Annotated in this window: 19 protein-coding genes; 9 read left to right on the forward strand and 10 right to left on the reverse strand. The window is 59.2% G+C overall.

What is annotated here, in order from left to right; translation table 11 throughout:
* The first annotated feature begins 142 nt into the window (after positions 1-142).
* From metB to BES08_RS27575, 4 genes are all read left to right on the forward strand, one after another.
* Entirely contained in the window at positions 143-1315 is a 1173-nt protein-coding gene (gene metB / locus BES08_RS27565) for a cystathionine gamma-synthase (RefSeq protein ID WP_069709976.1), read from the forward strand.
* Positions 1316-1352: 37 nt separating this feature from the next.
* The gene (locus tag BES08_RS27570) at positions 1353-1598 is read left to right on the forward strand and encodes a hypothetical protein (protein WP_008828022.1); all 246 of its coding nucleotides are present in this window, start codon (positions 1353-1355) and stop codon (positions 1596-1598) included.
* Between the two features lie 107 nt (positions 1599-1705).
* Positions 1706-1867 (forward strand): hypothetical protein, encoded by a 162-nt coding sequence (locus BES08_RS33275; protein ID WP_156800009.1) that lies wholly within the window; start codon positions 1706-1708, stop codon positions 1865-1867.
* The gene (locus BES08_RS27575) at positions 1851-2150 is read left to right on the forward strand and encodes a hypothetical protein (protein WP_008828021.1); all 300 of its coding nucleotides are present in this window, start codon (positions 1851-1853) and stop codon (positions 2148-2150) included. Before BES08_RS33275 ends, BES08_RS27575 begins: the two co-directional genes overlap by 17 nt.
* On the opposite strand, the gene BES08_RS33280 is transcribed toward BES08_RS27575, so the two are convergent.
* Complete coding sequence (locus tag BES08_RS33280) at positions 2147-2386, reverse strand: hypothetical protein (RefSeq protein ID WP_156800010.1); 240 nt, start codon at positions 2384-2386, stop codon at positions 2147-2149. The genes BES08_RS27575 and BES08_RS33280 overlap by 4 nt on opposite strands.
* A gap of 195 nt (positions 2387-2581) precedes the next feature.
* Here BES08_RS33280 and BES08_RS34545 point away from each other — a divergent pair, with 195 nt between their 5' ends.
* Positions 2582-2713: a hypothetical protein gene (locus BES08_RS34545; RefSeq protein WP_256434643.1), complete on the forward strand. Its 132-nt coding sequence runs from the start codon at positions 2582-2584 to the stop codon at positions 2711-2713.
* Positions 2714-2867: 154 nt separating this feature from the next.
* On the opposite strand, the gene BES08_RS27580 is transcribed toward BES08_RS34545, so the two are convergent.
* The 6 genes from BES08_RS27580 to BES08_RS27600 all read right to left on the reverse strand — a co-directional run bounded on the left by BES08_RS27580 (position 2868) and on the right by BES08_RS27600 (position 5837).
* Positions 2868-3344 (reverse strand): hypothetical protein, encoded by a 477-nt coding sequence (locus BES08_RS27580; RefSeq protein WP_172705046.1) that lies wholly within the window; start codon positions 3342-3344, stop codon positions 2868-2870.
* Positions 3265-3564 (reverse strand): type II toxin-antitoxin system prevent-host-death family antitoxin, encoded by a 300-nt coding sequence (locus tag BES08_RS27585; RefSeq protein WP_008830216.1) that lies wholly within the window; start codon positions 3562-3564, stop codon positions 3265-3267. The genes BES08_RS27580 and BES08_RS27585 overlap by 80 nt, the downstream gene beginning before the upstream one ends.
* Before the next feature lie 344 nt (positions 3565-3908).
* Positions 3909-4061 carry a hypothetical protein gene (locus tag BES08_RS33285; RefSeq protein ID WP_156800011.1) on the reverse strand — a complete coding sequence of 51 codons (153 nt, stop codon included), beginning with the start codon at positions 4059-4061 and terminating at the stop codon, positions 3909-3911.
* Between the two features lie 5 nt (positions 4062-4066).
* Positions 4067-4483 (reverse strand): type II toxin-antitoxin system PemK/MazF family toxin, encoded by a 417-nt coding sequence (locus BES08_RS27590; RefSeq protein WP_211152039.1) that lies wholly within the window; start codon positions 4481-4483, stop codon positions 4067-4069.
* Positions 4461-4727, reverse strand: coding sequence for a type II toxin-antitoxin system Phd/YefM family antitoxin (locus BES08_RS27595; RefSeq protein WP_008830218.1), 267 nt, complete (start codon positions 4725-4727; stop codon positions 4461-4463). Before BES08_RS27595 ends, BES08_RS27590 begins: the two co-directional genes overlap by 23 nt.
* A 378-nt stretch (positions 4728-5105) precedes the next feature.
* Positions 5106-5837, reverse strand: coding sequence for a Crp/Fnr family transcriptional regulator (locus BES08_RS27600; protein ID WP_008830219.1), 732 nt, complete (start codon positions 5835-5837; stop codon positions 5106-5108).
* Between the two features lie 321 nt (positions 5838-6158).
* Between BES08_RS27600 and BES08_RS27605 the strand changes: the two genes are divergently transcribed.
* A complete protein-coding gene (locus tag BES08_RS27605; RefSeq protein WP_231958385.1) occupies positions 6159-8750 on the forward strand; it encodes an HWE histidine kinase domain-containing protein in 2592 nt (863 codons plus the stop codon).
* Between the two features lie 337 nt (positions 8751-9087).
* Here the strand turns inward: BES08_RS27605 and groL are convergent, their stop codons facing one another.
* Both groL and groES read right to left on the reverse strand, forming a co-directional pair.
* Positions 9088-10707, reverse strand: coding sequence for a chaperonin GroEL (groL, locus tag BES08_RS27610; protein WP_008833305.1), 1620 nt, complete (start codon positions 10705-10707; stop codon positions 9088-9090).
* 55 nt (positions 10708-10762) lie between these two features.
* Positions 10763-11077: a co-chaperone GroES gene (gene groES, locus BES08_RS27615; protein ID WP_008833306.1), complete on the reverse strand. Its 315-nt coding sequence runs from the start codon at positions 11075-11077 to the stop codon at positions 10763-10765.
* Positions 11078-11348: 271 nt separating this feature from the next.
* On the opposite strand from groES, the gene BES08_RS34295 reads away from it, so the two are divergent.
* The 3 genes from BES08_RS34295 (at position 11349) to BES08_RS27625 (ending at position 12207) form a co-directional block, all read left to right on the forward strand.
* Positions 11349-11585: a hypothetical protein gene (locus BES08_RS34295; RefSeq protein ID WP_008833307.1), complete on the forward strand. Its 237-nt coding sequence runs from the start codon at positions 11349-11351 to the stop codon at positions 11583-11585.
* Complete coding sequence (locus BES08_RS27620; protein WP_008833308.1) at positions 11582-11851, forward strand: usg protein; 270 nt, start codon at positions 11582-11584, stop codon at positions 11849-11851. Before BES08_RS34295 ends, BES08_RS27620 begins: the two co-directional genes overlap by 4 nt.
* Positions 11852-11925: 74 nt before the next feature.
* Entirely contained in the window at positions 11926-12207 is a 282-nt protein-coding gene (locus tag BES08_RS27625; protein ID WP_202196504.1) for a hypothetical protein, read from the forward strand.
* 8 nt (positions 12208-12215) lie between these two features.
* On the opposite strand, the gene BES08_RS32255 is transcribed toward BES08_RS27625, so the two are convergent.
* On the reverse strand, positions 12216-12392 hold the full coding sequence (locus tag BES08_RS32255) for a MarC family protein (RefSeq protein WP_231958386.1): 177 nt from the start codon (positions 12390-12392) through the stop codon (positions 12216-12218).
* Positions 12393-12401: the final 9 nt, after the last annotated feature.

The following is a 12401-nucleotide window of genomic DNA, read 5'->3' on the forward strand; positions in this document are numbered from 1 at the left end:
GACGCCGGCGCGCGGTCCACCTGCCGCAGCCGGCGTCTTTCCGAAGTTCGGTCAGGCCGGTCACCTACAAAATATTGGGACGCGCACGGGCCATTCGACCGAGCTGGCATCGTGCACCAAGTAACAGAGGTTCGTTGATTCAATGACTGAACCCAAAGATCAGGCCCCTCGCGCCCAGACGATCGCCGCCGCGCACGGCGTTGCCAGCGATGTGGCCTTTGGAGCTGTCGCTCCGCCGCTTTATCTTTCGAGCACCTATGAGTTTTCTGGCTACGATCAACCGCGCTCCTATGACTATGGTCGGGCGGGTAATCCCACCCGCGATCTTCTCGGGCAGGCACTTGCGAAGCTGGAAGGCGGGGCAGGCGCAGTCATCACGGCGAGCGGCATGGCCGCGCTCGATCTTCTCGTCGGGAGAATGGGTCCCGGCGATCTCATCCTCGCGCCGCATGATTGCTACGGCGGTACGATGCGTCTGTTGATGGCGCGCGCGAACCGGGGGCATTGCGTCGTCCGGTTCGTTGATCAGGGTAACGAGAGCGCCTTTGCCGCCGCGCTGGAGGACGTTCCGGCACTCGTGCTTATAGAGACGCCGAGCAATCCCTTGATGCGGGTCGTCGATATCGCGGAACTCGCCGCGAAATCGCGGGCAGCGGGGGCTGCGGTTGCCGTCGACAATACGTTTCTTTCGCCGGCCATCCAGCAACCGATCGCGCTGGGCGCGGACTATGTCATCCATTCCACGACCAAATATCTCAACGGCCATTCCGACGTGATCGGCGGCGCGGTTGTCGCGGCTGATCCGGGGCAGGTCGATGAATTGCGTCACTGGGCAAATGTCGTCGGGAGCACAGGCGCGCCGTTTGATGCCTGGCTGACCTTGCGGGGCCTTCGCACGCTATTTGCCCGGATGGAGCAGCAGCAGCGCAATGCGATGATCGTCGCCCAATATCTCGAACGACATCCGGCGGTGTCCCAAGTCCACTATCCAGGTCTCGCCGCCCATCCTGGCCACCGGATCGCCTCACGCCAGCAGCGCGGTTTCGGGGCGATGCTGAGCTTTGAACTCGCAGGAAGGGCGGACGCGGTTCGACGGTTCGTCGCCTCGGCCGGCTACTTTACGCTCGCTGAATCGCTGGGTGGGGTCGAGAGCCTCGTTGCACATCCGGCAACCATGACCCACGCCGATATGGGCGCGGAGGCGCGCGCAAGGGCGGGCATCACCGACAGCCTGCTGAGGCTTTCGATCGGTCTCGAAGCCGAACTGGATCTGATCGCCGGGCTCGAACAGGGATTAGCGGCATGCGCGGGATGAGAGCGTCCGGCAATCCTGTGAACTTCAGGAGAGAAACGTGCCCGGTTATGTGTGGGTCGTAGATGTTTTCGGACTTCTCCTTGTCTTGCTCGGTTTCAACATGGCGTTTCGGCAGGCCAGCTTCAGGCGGGCTATCGGACGTCCGAAACCGCCCGCGAGCCGGTCGCGAGCAGGAAATGATGATGAGGATCCGCTTACCTATATTCTGCGGATCTCCGGTGTCATGATGATGGTTTTCGGGATCGCGATTGGCGGAATGCTGACGCTATTCCATCTGGCGTAACCAGGATTGAAGGGCCAAGCGGAGATGCTCATTGGACGAGGCTCAAGCCCACCTCGCTCCCGATTGGCATCGCCCGCCCTTCGAACCATGGTCCAATCCCACAAACCATGGCAGCCTATGCCATGCAAGAAATGCCATCGCTGGTCTTGATCGATCAAAGCGGTCATCTGCGCCAACACAGCTTTGGAAACGAAGACGACATGAGTGTCGGCGCCGACATTGCTCTCCTCCTGGCGGAGCCGGAGCGGATTTATGACGCACGAATATGATGATCCGATAGATCCCGAAAGGGTCGCTGCGGCAGTGCGATATATCGCCGAACGTCACCGTGCTGAAGATCGACCTGTTGAATTACTTGTTGACGACGTCGTGCGCGAACGCTTCGGCGGTTGCGTGACCTCGGTCAATGAACGCCGCAGCGCTTCAATCCTGCCCGGCCTCAAGCTGGAGATCGCGCGCCAAGTGTTTGAGCTCGTCGCAAGCGGCGAACTCATTGATGAGATCGATGAGGCTTCGATCGAATCTTTCCCGGCCAGCGATCCTCCAGCCTAGATCGGACACAAGCCTGGCAACGGCAGCTGATGGCTACGATCCATTTCAAGCGGATCTATGTTGCGCTTTTTCAGCAGTGACTTCAACGATAGCTCCAGGGCGTGGCCTACTGAGTGCCAGACGGGTGCTTCACACTGGCCTGCGTCGACCAATGCGCGCGTAGCGCGGCCGTATTCAAGCGCCATCCGCAGATACCGGATGCCCAAATCTTTCTTGTTGCGGGATTGCTCACGCATTGGCTTCTTCTCGGGGCTGGTGGGATTGCCGCATGCGTCGTCAGTGTTGACCGGCAGCGGACGACGACCTAGAACAAACACTGTTCTAAGTTACTGATATTTAACATAATTGTTATTATCGCGCCAAAGCTATGCCCGTATTGCAGGGGACGCGGGCGCGTTGATGATCGCCCTGTCGATGCAGGAGCAACGCGGATGATGGACCCGAAACAGATGACCGACAAACAGTTGGTCGATGAATGGGATAAAGTCGAAGACGGTGAAAACCTTACAGATTTCGAACAGGCCGTGCTCGATGAAATCGAGAGGCGTAACATCGACTTGTAAAATATCGTTAGATTTAAGACGACTCGTCCAAGTGCACCGCAGGCATCTTGAACATGGACACGATAATGCTAATGGCCGCGACAGGTGCCGGGTAAACGCGACCGCCCGGCACCGCCATCATTATCGTCCAGCCCCCAAAGAAGCCTTCAGGTCCTCAGCGCCGGTTGACCGATCGCCCGCTGCGACTGAGAAATTCGGTGACGATCTTCGTAAAGAACCCGGGCGTTACCATTCCGAAGCGGTAGTCGCCGTTGGCTCGCGCGCGGACATCAAAGCCCATCCAGTCGAAACTGTTTGCCTCTGAGACGACGACAAAGCTCGATTCAGGGTACGGTAGGCCCATCGCCTTCCCGACGTCGCCGGGGATCTTGATCGTGTTGGACGGGTTGATCTCGCCTTTGGTCGTAACGGCCAGGACGATGTAGCCTTTGCCATCGGCAGCGATAACGATGACAGGACGTTCCTTGACGCCCTCGTCTCGGCCTCCGGCTTGCTCGGCTGCAAAAAGGTAGACGTAGTTTATGACCTCACCGCGCCGCGGCGGCAGATCGTTACTGCTGCCAGTCGAAGCGGCCTGCTGCGATTTCGGCTTCGCTTGGGAGGCTGGCTTCAATACGCGCCGCGTCGTCATCGGTCATGGTCTCACTGGTGAACACCCGGCGATTGGCGTGCAACGCTTCAAGCGCAGCTGCAGCACGATCCAGATAGTCGATGCTGACCACGGCCGCATAGCGCCGCCTGTTCTTCGTCAGCACGACTGGACCATGCTGGCTTTGATCGACAACAGTGCCAGGGTGGTTATGGAAATCGGTAAGAGCAACGGATGCGAAGCTCTCGGCATTGGTGGCCATGATAATCTCCGTCGAAGCCTTACAGCCAATATAGCCAGAATGGCCAGAATGGCAATGCCGCCTAAAGGTCGCCGCGCACTATGAACGTCAAGTCGCGGCCTTTGCTACGCGACTCGCCATTTGCAAATCTCGCAATAAAAATCGTTCCAGATTTCCTAGGCGATCCATTTCCTTGCAGTCTGCAAACGGTAGACTAATGGTAGACCTCAAATCCGTCGCAGCCAAATCTGCCGGGATTATGATGATTTGCTCCACCGGCTGACCGCCGAGTTGATCTACCCGATAGATGTTCGGTGCCAAAAGGCAGAGGGCAAACGCGACCGGCCCGTCGCCGGCAACTTATTTCAAGCGAGCAGCAAGCCTGCTGCGATCAAAATTACGCCCGCCAGACGCAAGGACCATTTCCCCAACGGGGTTAGGCCAAAGTTGCCGATGATCGTCGCGGCTACGACGATGATCCCGAAGGCGCTGATGGTCAGGAATGAGGCCGTTTCCATAGACCTCATTCCGTCCGGTGCGTGATCTTCACCCGGCGCGCAAGGATGTTGGCAGCGACCTGGCGGTAGATTTTCTCGGGCATGGCGCAAATTACCGGGGTGCCGTTGGCGCCGGATCGAACGTCAGGCCCTACCCATGTGAATTCATTCACATCGTTCCAGACGATACGGCTGCGCGTATCCAGGCGAAGATGCTCGATCACGCGCGGGGTAAGTTCGAGGGAGTGCTCGGGCGAATAATCCCGCGTCGTCAGCGGCACCGTGATGACGCGCAAGTGCCCATGCTTCAGGTACGTGCCAACGACCATGCATGGCCGAATTTTACGGCCCTCTTCCTCGCCCCGGTCGTGCTCGTGCCGCCAGAGGTAGAGATAATTGATGACCTCGCCGGGACGCGGCTCAGTCCAGGAGCTTGTTGGCATCGTAGGACTCGGGCACAGGCTGGGCATTGGCGATCGCGTTGAACGCATCGTCGCTCAGTTCTTCGGGAGCGAGCGCGATGTGATCAAGGCGCGCCAGGCGTTCGTACTCTCCGGCAGGAAGCATCACGACACGAGCGGCGCCATTGCGTTCGACCGCGATCGGGTGGGTCATGGCTTCATCGTAGTAGAAGCCGAAGCGCTTCGAGACTTCACTCGAGCGGAAGGTTTCGATGGACAAGCTCATGGCCTGATCTCCTGCTATCGCGCAGATACCGCGCAATCCGTACAATTATCGGCATTCCGTATAATACGGAATGCGCGAAATTGCAATTGCTGTTCAAATGTCCTCGTGGCCGTTGATCGTTAATGCTCCGCAGCATTGAAGCGCTCGATCAAGTTGGGCATGCTCGGGTGGTCGTCTAATCCTCGCCTTCCCTTTCATCCCTTCACCCTCCCTTTCCCTTTCAGGGCGTCGGCATGATTCAGGATGTCAGCAAGTGTCCGAGGTTTTGCCTCCCAAGCGCTACGGCCGAAGACGAGACGCTGCTACCTGCCCATATTTGCGCATCTGGGGGAGCTAATGTTGCAGGGCAAAAGCTTTGGTGGTTTTCGATCAAAATATTCAATTCAGCGGATAAATCCCATGCAGCACCGTATCGAAATGGTCCTCGATGGTTGTGGTGCAGTCGCACGCGGTATCGCGCAGTACCTGCTCATCCTTGACGATGAACACACCGCGGCGAGTCTCGATCGTTCCGGCCTCCCGCAGCTTTGAAATGACACGGGTCACAAATGATCGACCCACGCCCAGCATTTCCGCGAGTTGCTCGTGCGTGATGGCAAATTCAGCTGAATGCGTTCGGCTGATCGCTGCAAGCAGCCATTTTGCTGTACGCTGCGCGATTGTATGGGTGGCATTACAGGCGGCGGTCTGAAAGACCTGTGCCAGCAGACAGTCCGAGTAGCGGGAGAACCAATGGCGTAAGGTCAAAGAGTCCAGCTTGGCTTGTTCCAGCGCGGCCGTCTTGATGCGCAAAAAGCGCCCACCATACATGACCTGCGCAGTCGCAAAAGCGGGGACATTCCCATTTGACACGATGCCTCCGATAGCCCCTTCCCTGCCAACCAGCGCGACCTCGACGGCCGGACCGTCTTTCAGCCTGACACAGAAGGCCGCCATCGCCGGGCCACACGGGAACCATGTGTCCACGACTTCACCCCCTGCCTTTTGCAGCACCGCATGCGGCTTGAGGTCAAAGACCAGCATGTGCGGCATTAGAAGCTCGCGATCACTATCGCTCAGAGTTGCTAGTAGGGCATTGCCTGCCAATTCTTCCGGGGTAGGCGCCGACATGGTCTCTCCTGATCAATCTGCATTAAAATTGTGCGCCTTGGTGCACTTATGCACAAAGCTCATGGTTGACCAATGTTACTCGCACACATAACTCGCGTTCTGTGTTTTTTCGGTGAATGGCTGTGGAGTGTGCATTCCCCTGCCCGTGGCCGGAAACGCCACCCAGCTCGGATCTAGAAGTGCCTCCTTTTACAGACAAATTTGCAACGGCGTTTGACATCGAAACGACCTATGTCGTTTTTCGTTTCCCCGTGATGCTTATCGTAGCCAACGCGTTCCAACGCGCGCAAGGGGCCGATTGATATGGCGAAGCTACCTGCCATGACCGTCGATCTGACAAACTGTGATCGGGAACCGATCCAGATTCCCGGCAGCATCCAGCCCCACGGCGCTATGCTGGTGGTGTCACCGACAGATTTCACGCTCTTGTTTGCGTCTGTGAACGCTGGCGACCTTCTTGGCAATGGCGCAGCAATCAAGCCCGGTATGCCCCTGGCAGAGATCATTGGGGCCGAAGCTGCCCATTCGGTCCGGAATGCCAGCGCCAAGGCCGGCGGTAGCGAGATTGCCGGCGTCGAGCTTGGCATGACGGTGCTTCATGGCACCGATCCAGTCGACATGATCGTCCATAGCCATAAAGACAGGTTGATCGTAGAGTTCGAGCCCTCGCTGGATGGCGCGAAAAGCGCAAAGGACGCGCTCGACCTGACTCAAGGGCTGATGCGGCGGGTGAATGTGGAGACCGAGGTCGGCGCCTTGGCGAAATCCGGTGCCCGCCTAGTTCGGGCGATGCTCGGTTTCGACCGCGTCATGGTCTATCAGTTTTTGCATAATGGTGCCGGGCGCGTCATCGCCGAGGCGAAGCAGCCAGAGCTTGAGAGCTTTATGGGGCAGCATTTCCCCGCGTCAGACATCCCCTACCAGGCGCGGCGACTCTACAAGCTCAATACAATCCGGACCATCGCAGACGCCAGCTACGCGCCGGTGCCCTTGGAGCCGGCGATCAAGCCAGGCGAACTGCCGATTGATATGTCGTTCGCGCAGCTGCGATCCGTGTCGCCCATACACTGCCAGTATCTGCAGAACATGGGCGTTCACGCCTCCATGTCGATCTCAATTTTGATCGATGGCGAACTTTGGGGTCTCATCTCTTGCCACCATGAGAGCCCCAAAGTGGTTCCGGTTCCTTTGAGAGTCGGCGCCGAGCTGTTTGGGCATTATTTTTCCCTGCAAATCTCCGTCGCCGAGCGGCGCGCCCACATCGTTGCTTCAAGCGTAGCCCGTGAACGGCTCGACAAGATCCTCGCTGGACTGGCGGTTGATGAAACCCTGATGGAAGGGTTGCGTGACCATCTGGACGCCTTCTCCGAGCTTTTCGACTGCGATGGCGTCGGGCTGTGGGCGGAAAACCAATGGACGGCGAGTGGCGTCACTCCGACGCATGATGAAGCGCTCGAACTGGTGCGTTATCTCGCTGGGGAGGAGCAGGTGCATCCGCGCTCCGCGTCATCGCAGCTGGCCCTTTGGCATACCCAGGACTTGCGTAAGCTCACAGGACAGGTCAATTTCGGACAATCGGTTGCTGGCGTCATTGCTATTCCGCTGACCTCGATGCCGCGTGATTATCTCTTGATTTTCCGTAGCGAAGAGGCCCATGAAATTGAGTGGGCGGGCAAACCTACCAAGCTCGTCATCGATACTCCAGACGGGCAGCGGCTGACCCCACGCGGAAGCTTCGAGACATGGCGCGAAGAGGTACGGGGACAAAGCCGTCCCTGGAGCGAAACTGATTTGACTGCGGCCGATACCGTGCGGACCTATTTGCGCGATGTTTTCCTGAAGCAAAACGAAATCACTGCCGAAGAACGCGGGCGGCTCGATCAGCGGCGACGGATGCTGAATGACGAACTTAATCATCGCGTCAAAAATATCATCACGCTGATCAAGTCTATTGCGGTGCAGACTGGCGCCCATGCCGGTTCGGTCGAGGATTATTCCTCGTCGTTCGAAGGGCGCCTGCGCGCTCTTGCCTTTGCGCATGACCAGTCGCTGAGTGCTGCTGTGGGCGGCGATCTTGCAACCTTAATAGAGGCCGAGGCCGGGTTGCATCGCTATGGTTCTGAAACAGAGCGGGTGATCGCCGCAGGCGCAAAAATTCGGCTCAACGATCGGGCTTTCGGAACCCTGGCATTGGTTGTCCACGAACTGATGACCAATGCCGCCAAATATGGCGCGTTGTCAGTACCCACAGGTCGCCTCGACATTAGCTGGACGTTCTCAGAAAGCGAAGGGTGCGAGATCCGCTGGACCGAAACAGGCGGGCCGCCAACGCTCGCTCCTAGTCGCCAGGGGTTTGGCTCGAAGCTCATTCAAACGACGATGGTCTATGATCTTGGCGGTCTGGTCGATCTTGATTATCTGGAAAGCGGCCTAGTCGCTCGACTGGTCATTCCTCCGAAATTTGCTTCTCTGGTTGCCGAGGGATCTCCGCCAGCACCATCGGAAGCTGTGGACGCTGGAACGGGCGCGGCGGTACCTGGACTGGATGGTCTTTCCATCCTTCTGGTCGAGGATCAGTCTCTGATCGCGCTGGATACCGAAGAACTGTTGCGCCAGCTTGGCGCTAAAGAAGTGCGCTTATCGCCGGATGCTGCGCACGCTATGCGCAGCCTAGGTTCTTACAAACCGGATGCCGCTGTCCTGGACTTCAACCTGGGCGATGACACGTCGGAGCCGATTGCGGATCATCTTGTCGCACTGGGGATCCCATTTGTCTTTGCGACAGGTTATGGGGACAATGTCATGATCCCCGAACATCTGCGCGATGTTCCAGTTGTGAGAAAGCCTGCCGGCGCAAAAAGCCTCCTGAATCAGCTTGCGGAAGCCTATGAGAATCTGAGGTCAGGCGAATAAAGTGCTTCACTATGGCAACTTCGGCCTCGTTCCGAGCAACTAGATTTCGATAAGTTTGAGTTAGCGCCCGAGGTCTCAAGGCCGCTCTTGTCGAGGCCAGCATGGCAAGCGCGCAGTTCGTAGCACGTTGCTTCCGGAGGCGGTGCCGCGGTGCGGCCATCATCATAGTTGAGGATGGACGAGGCAGGCTGCGCGCTCTACAAGATCGGTGAAGACAGGGCATGGCGTATCAACCTCGGGGCACAACCCTTCGCGGATTGGTCAAGGGAGATCAACAAGCCCCCGCCTGCCGATTGAACAGAAAGATCGGGGCCGGTTGAGGCCGGCCCCGATACTGTCAGTAGTCCATGGCCGGCATCGGCGCGGCCTTCTCCTCTTTCGGCAGCTCGGCGACGAGCGCCTCGGTCGTGATCAGCAGCGATGCGACCGAGGCCGCGTCTTGAAGCGCAGTACGCACCACCTTCGCCGGATCGATGACGCCCGCCTCGACGAGGTCCTGATACTCAGCGGTCGCGGCATTGAAGCCCCAGTTATAATCGGAGCTTTCGAGCAGCTTGCCGACGATATAGGCGCCGTCCTCGCCGGCATTCTCGGCGATCTGCCGCGCGGGCGCGCGCAGCGCCCGGCGGATGATGTCGATGCCGGACTGCTGGTCGTCATTGGCAGCTTTAAGCCCATCGAGCGCCTTGATCGCACGGAGCAGTGCGATGCCGCCCCCCGGCAGGATGCCTTCCTCCACCGCGGCGCGCGTCGCATGGAGCGCGTCGTCGACACGGTCTTTCTTCTCCTTGACCTCGACCTCGGTCGCGCCGCCGACGCGGATCACTGCGACACCGCCGGCGAGCTTCGCCACGCGCTCCTGCAGCTTCTCGCGGTCATAGTCGGACGTAGTAGTCTCGATCTGCTGGCGCAGCTGCGCGACGCGACCATCGATATCGGTCTTCTGCCCAACACCGTCGATGATGGTCGTGTTGTCCTTGTCGATCACGACCTTCTTGGCGCGACCGAGCATATCGATAGTGACGGTCTCGAGCTTGATGCCGAGATCCTCGGAGACCACATTGCCGCCGGTCAGGATGGCGATATCCTCGAGCATCGCCTTGCGGCGGTCGCCGAAGCCCGGCGCCTTGACCGCGGCGATCTTGAGCCCGCCACGCAGCTTGTTGACGACGAGCGTGGCGAGCGCCTCGCCCTCGACATCCTCGGCGATGATCAGCAGCGGCCGCCCCGACTGGACGACCTTCTCGAGCAGCGGCACGAGCGCCTGCAGGTTCGAGAGCTTCTTCTCGTGAATGAGGATGTAGGGATCGTCGAGTTCGACCTTGAGCTTCTCGGCATTGGTGATGAAATATGGCGAGAGATAGCCGCGGTCGAACTGCATTCCCTCGACGGTCTCGAGTTCGGTCTCGAGACTCTTGGCCTCCTCGACTGTGATCACCCCCTCGTTGCCGACCTTCTCCATCGCCTCGGCGAGGATGCGACCGACTTCCTCGTCGCCGTTAGCCGAGATTGTCGCGACCTGCGCAATCTCGCTGTTGGCGCCGACCTTCTTGGCGTGATTCTCCAGATCCTTGACGACCGCGCCCACCGCGAGATCGATGCCGCGCTTGACGTCCATCGGGTTCATGCCGGCGGCGACGGCTTTCGAGCCCTCGCGCACGATCGCCTGGGCGAGCACGGTGGCGGTGGTGGTGCCATCGCCCGCCTTGTCGTTCTGCTTGTTGGCGACCTCGCGCAGCATCTGCGCACCCATATTCTCGAACTTGTCGGCAAGCTCGATTTCCTTGGCGACGGTCACACCGTCCTTGGTGATACGGGGAGCCCCAAAGCTCTTCTCGATGACCACGTTGCGGCCCTTAGGACCGAGCGTCACCTTCACGGCGTTCGCAAGCGTGTCCACGCCGCGCAGCATACGATCGCGCGCGTCAGACGCGAACTTGACTTCCTTGGCAGCCATCGCTGCTACTCCTTTCTATGTCCTTCCTGAATGCTCGAGGGATAAGGGCGGCCGATCAGGCCGCCTGCTTGAGTGGCATGACGGTATCGATCACGCCAAGGATGTCGCTCTCTTTCATGATGAGCAGATCCTCGCCGTCGATCTTGACCTCGGTGCCCGACCATTTTCCGAAGAGGATGCGGTCGCCAGATTTGACGGACAGCTCGATGAGCTGACCGCTTTCGTCGCGGGCGCCGGGTCCGACGGCGACGACTTCGCCTTCCTGTGGTTTTTCCTTGGCGGTGTCAGGAATGATGATGCCGCCCGAGGTCTTCTCCTCGGCTTCGATGCGACGGACGACCACACGGTCGTGCAAGGGGCGGAAATGCATGGCAAAACCTCCAGATGCAAAACAAGTTGTGATGTCCCTGCCGTTCATCTGAACGCCAGGTTCGCGTGAACTAGGAAATGAGATTTTTTGGGTCAAGAGGGCGAGCGAAATTTTTTGGCACTCATCTCTTCTGAGTGCCAATCCGGCCATTCTCAGTGACGTGCGATGACATCATCCCTCTTGACGCGACTCGGATCAGCACCAAAATCTTGAGCCGCGTGCGACACCGCACGTATGAGAAAGGAGCGACACAAGGAAAGGAGCCACGGCCATGTCGCAGCCATTTTCGCGTTTCTTGCACCCCTTCGACGTTGCGCGCCACCCGAGCCTTGAGCCGGAGGTCAAACGCGCCATCCTCGCCTCCTGGGCATCTGACCACTCTGCGGTAAAGAACCAGCCCTCGATGCGAAAGCCTCCCGGCGCCAGGCAAGCCGTTTCGATCGATGAGGTGTTCGCCGCCATGCGATCACTTGACGAACCACGAAATGATAATCGGTCGCTTCAATGAGCGATCGCGGATTCATCGCTCAGCTGGAGGGCTACGGTCTCACCACCGCCGAGATCCATTACTACCGGCCCGATGCGCCGTCGCTTCTCCAGCTGTTCATATGGCAGGAATACGATCTTGCGCCTGATTTCCCCATCTTGTTCGATTTCCTGGGTCACTGGCGGCTTGAAGTCGAGGCCGCGCTCCATTCGGTAAGGATCGCCCATGGCCGACTGGTCGGACCCACCGAATGGCGTGCGGTCGATGGCATCATCCCACTGCAATGACGAATGGTCTTGGCGAGCGCTGGCGCGGGCGGGGCGGACGGACGGTCCGCCTCGTCCTCGCCTTCGACGACATCATGGAATTCGCGCTCGCCCTGCTGTCGGTGCCACCCGATGAGCTGGAAGCGCTGGGCTGGAGTTTTGCCGACCGCAAGCGACTCCTCGATCATTTCCTAAAATCGGGCAAGGCAGCGCAGCGCGTACCTCGGGATGAGTTGGGGCAAAGCCTGATCACGCTGCGGCTGCCGCAGCGGGACCTCGCACCGCTTCAGCGCTTCGCCCGCCGCGAAATGCCCAAGGCCGCTTCCAACGCCGCCATGCTCGATCGAGTTCTTCGGGTGCTCGACGAGGCCGCATAGCGGCGGATTCAACTGGCCAGGAACGGCGCGGCCGCGAGACCGTCGAAGACGAACTGGACAGCGAGGCCGGCGAGAAGCACGCCGGAAATGCGGCCGACGACGTCGGCACCAGTGCTGCCGAGCAGCAGGACAAGGCGGTCGGCCGCGAGCATCGCGAGCCAGGTCGACTGAGAACGGCGGAGCAATATTCGGCC

This window comes from Novosphingobium resinovorum, from assembly GCF_001742225.1.
In the GTDB taxonomy this organism is placed as follows: Bacteria; Pseudomonadota; Alphaproteobacteria; order Sphingomonadales; family Sphingomonadaceae; genus Novosphingobium; species Novosphingobium resinovorum_A.

What these genes read in the sequence shown, in the direction of transcription:
- BES08_RS34295 (WP_008833307.1), top strand. Translation starts at nt 11,349, where the DNA reads ATGTCGCAGCCATTTTCGCGTTTCTTGCACCCCTTCGACGTTGCGCGC.
- metB (WP_069709976.1), top strand. Translation starts at nt 143, where the DNA reads ATGACTGAACCCAAAGATCAGGCCCCTCGCGCCCAGACGATCGCCGCC.
- BES08_RS27620 (WP_008833308.1), top strand. Translation starts at nt 11,582, where the DNA reads ATGAGCGATCGCGGATTCATCGCTCAGCTGGAGGGCTACGGTCTCACC.
- BES08_RS27600 (WP_008830219.1), bottom strand. Translation starts at nt 5,837, where the DNA reads ATGTCGGCGCCTACCCCGGAAGAATTGGCAGGCAATGCCCTACTAGCA.
- groES (WP_008833306.1), bottom strand. Translation starts at nt 11,077, where the DNA reads ATGCATTTCCGCCCCTTGCACGACCGTGTGGTCGTCCGTCGCATCGAA.
- BES08_RS27575 (WP_008828021.1), top strand. Translation starts at nt 1,851, where the DNA reads ATGACGCACGAATATGATGATCCGATAGATCCCGAAAGGGTCGCTGCG.
- BES08_RS34545 (WP_256434643.1), top strand. Translation starts at nt 2,582, where the DNA reads ATGATGGACCCGAAACAGATGACCGACAAACAGTTGGTCGATGAATGG.
- BES08_RS27590 (WP_211152039.1), bottom strand. Translation starts at nt 4,483, where the DNA reads ATGCCAACAAGCTCCTGGACTGAGCCGCGTCCCGGCGAGGTCATCAAT.
- BES08_RS33275 (WP_156800009.1), top strand. Translation starts at nt 1,706, where the DNA reads ATGGCAGCCTATGCCATGCAAGAAATGCCATCGCTGGTCTTGATCGAT.
- BES08_RS27585 (WP_008830216.1), bottom strand. Translation starts at nt 3,564, where the DNA reads ATGGCCACCAATGCCGAGAGCTTCGCATCCGTTGCTCTTACCGATTTC.
- BES08_RS27595 (WP_008830218.1), bottom strand. Translation starts at nt 4,727, where the DNA reads ATGAGCTTGTCCATCGAAACCTTCCGCTCGAGTGAAGTCTCGAAGCGC.
- BES08_RS33285 (WP_156800011.1), bottom strand. Translation starts at nt 4,061, where the DNA reads ATGGAAACGGCCTCATTCCTGACCATCAGCGCCTTCGGGATCATCGTC.
- BES08_RS27605 (WP_231958385.1), top strand. Translation starts at nt 6,159, where the DNA reads ATGACCGTCGATCTGACAAACTGTGATCGGGAACCGATCCAGATTCCC.
- BES08_RS27580 (WP_172705046.1), bottom strand. Translation starts at nt 3,344, where the DNA reads ATGACGACGCGGCGCGTATTGAAGCCAGCCTCCCAAGCGAAGCCGAAA.
- groL (WP_008833305.1), bottom strand. Translation starts at nt 10,707, where the DNA reads ATGGCTGCCAAGGAAGTCAAGTTCGCGTCTGACGCGCGCGATCGTATG.
- BES08_RS27625 (WP_202196504.1), top strand. Translation starts at nt 11,926, where the DNA reads ATGGAATTCGCGCTCGCCCTGCTGTCGGTGCCACCCGATGAGCTGGAA.
- BES08_RS33280 (WP_156800010.1), bottom strand. Translation starts at nt 2,386, where the DNA reads ATGCGTGAGCAATCCCGCAACAAGAAAGATTTGGGCATCCGGTATCTG.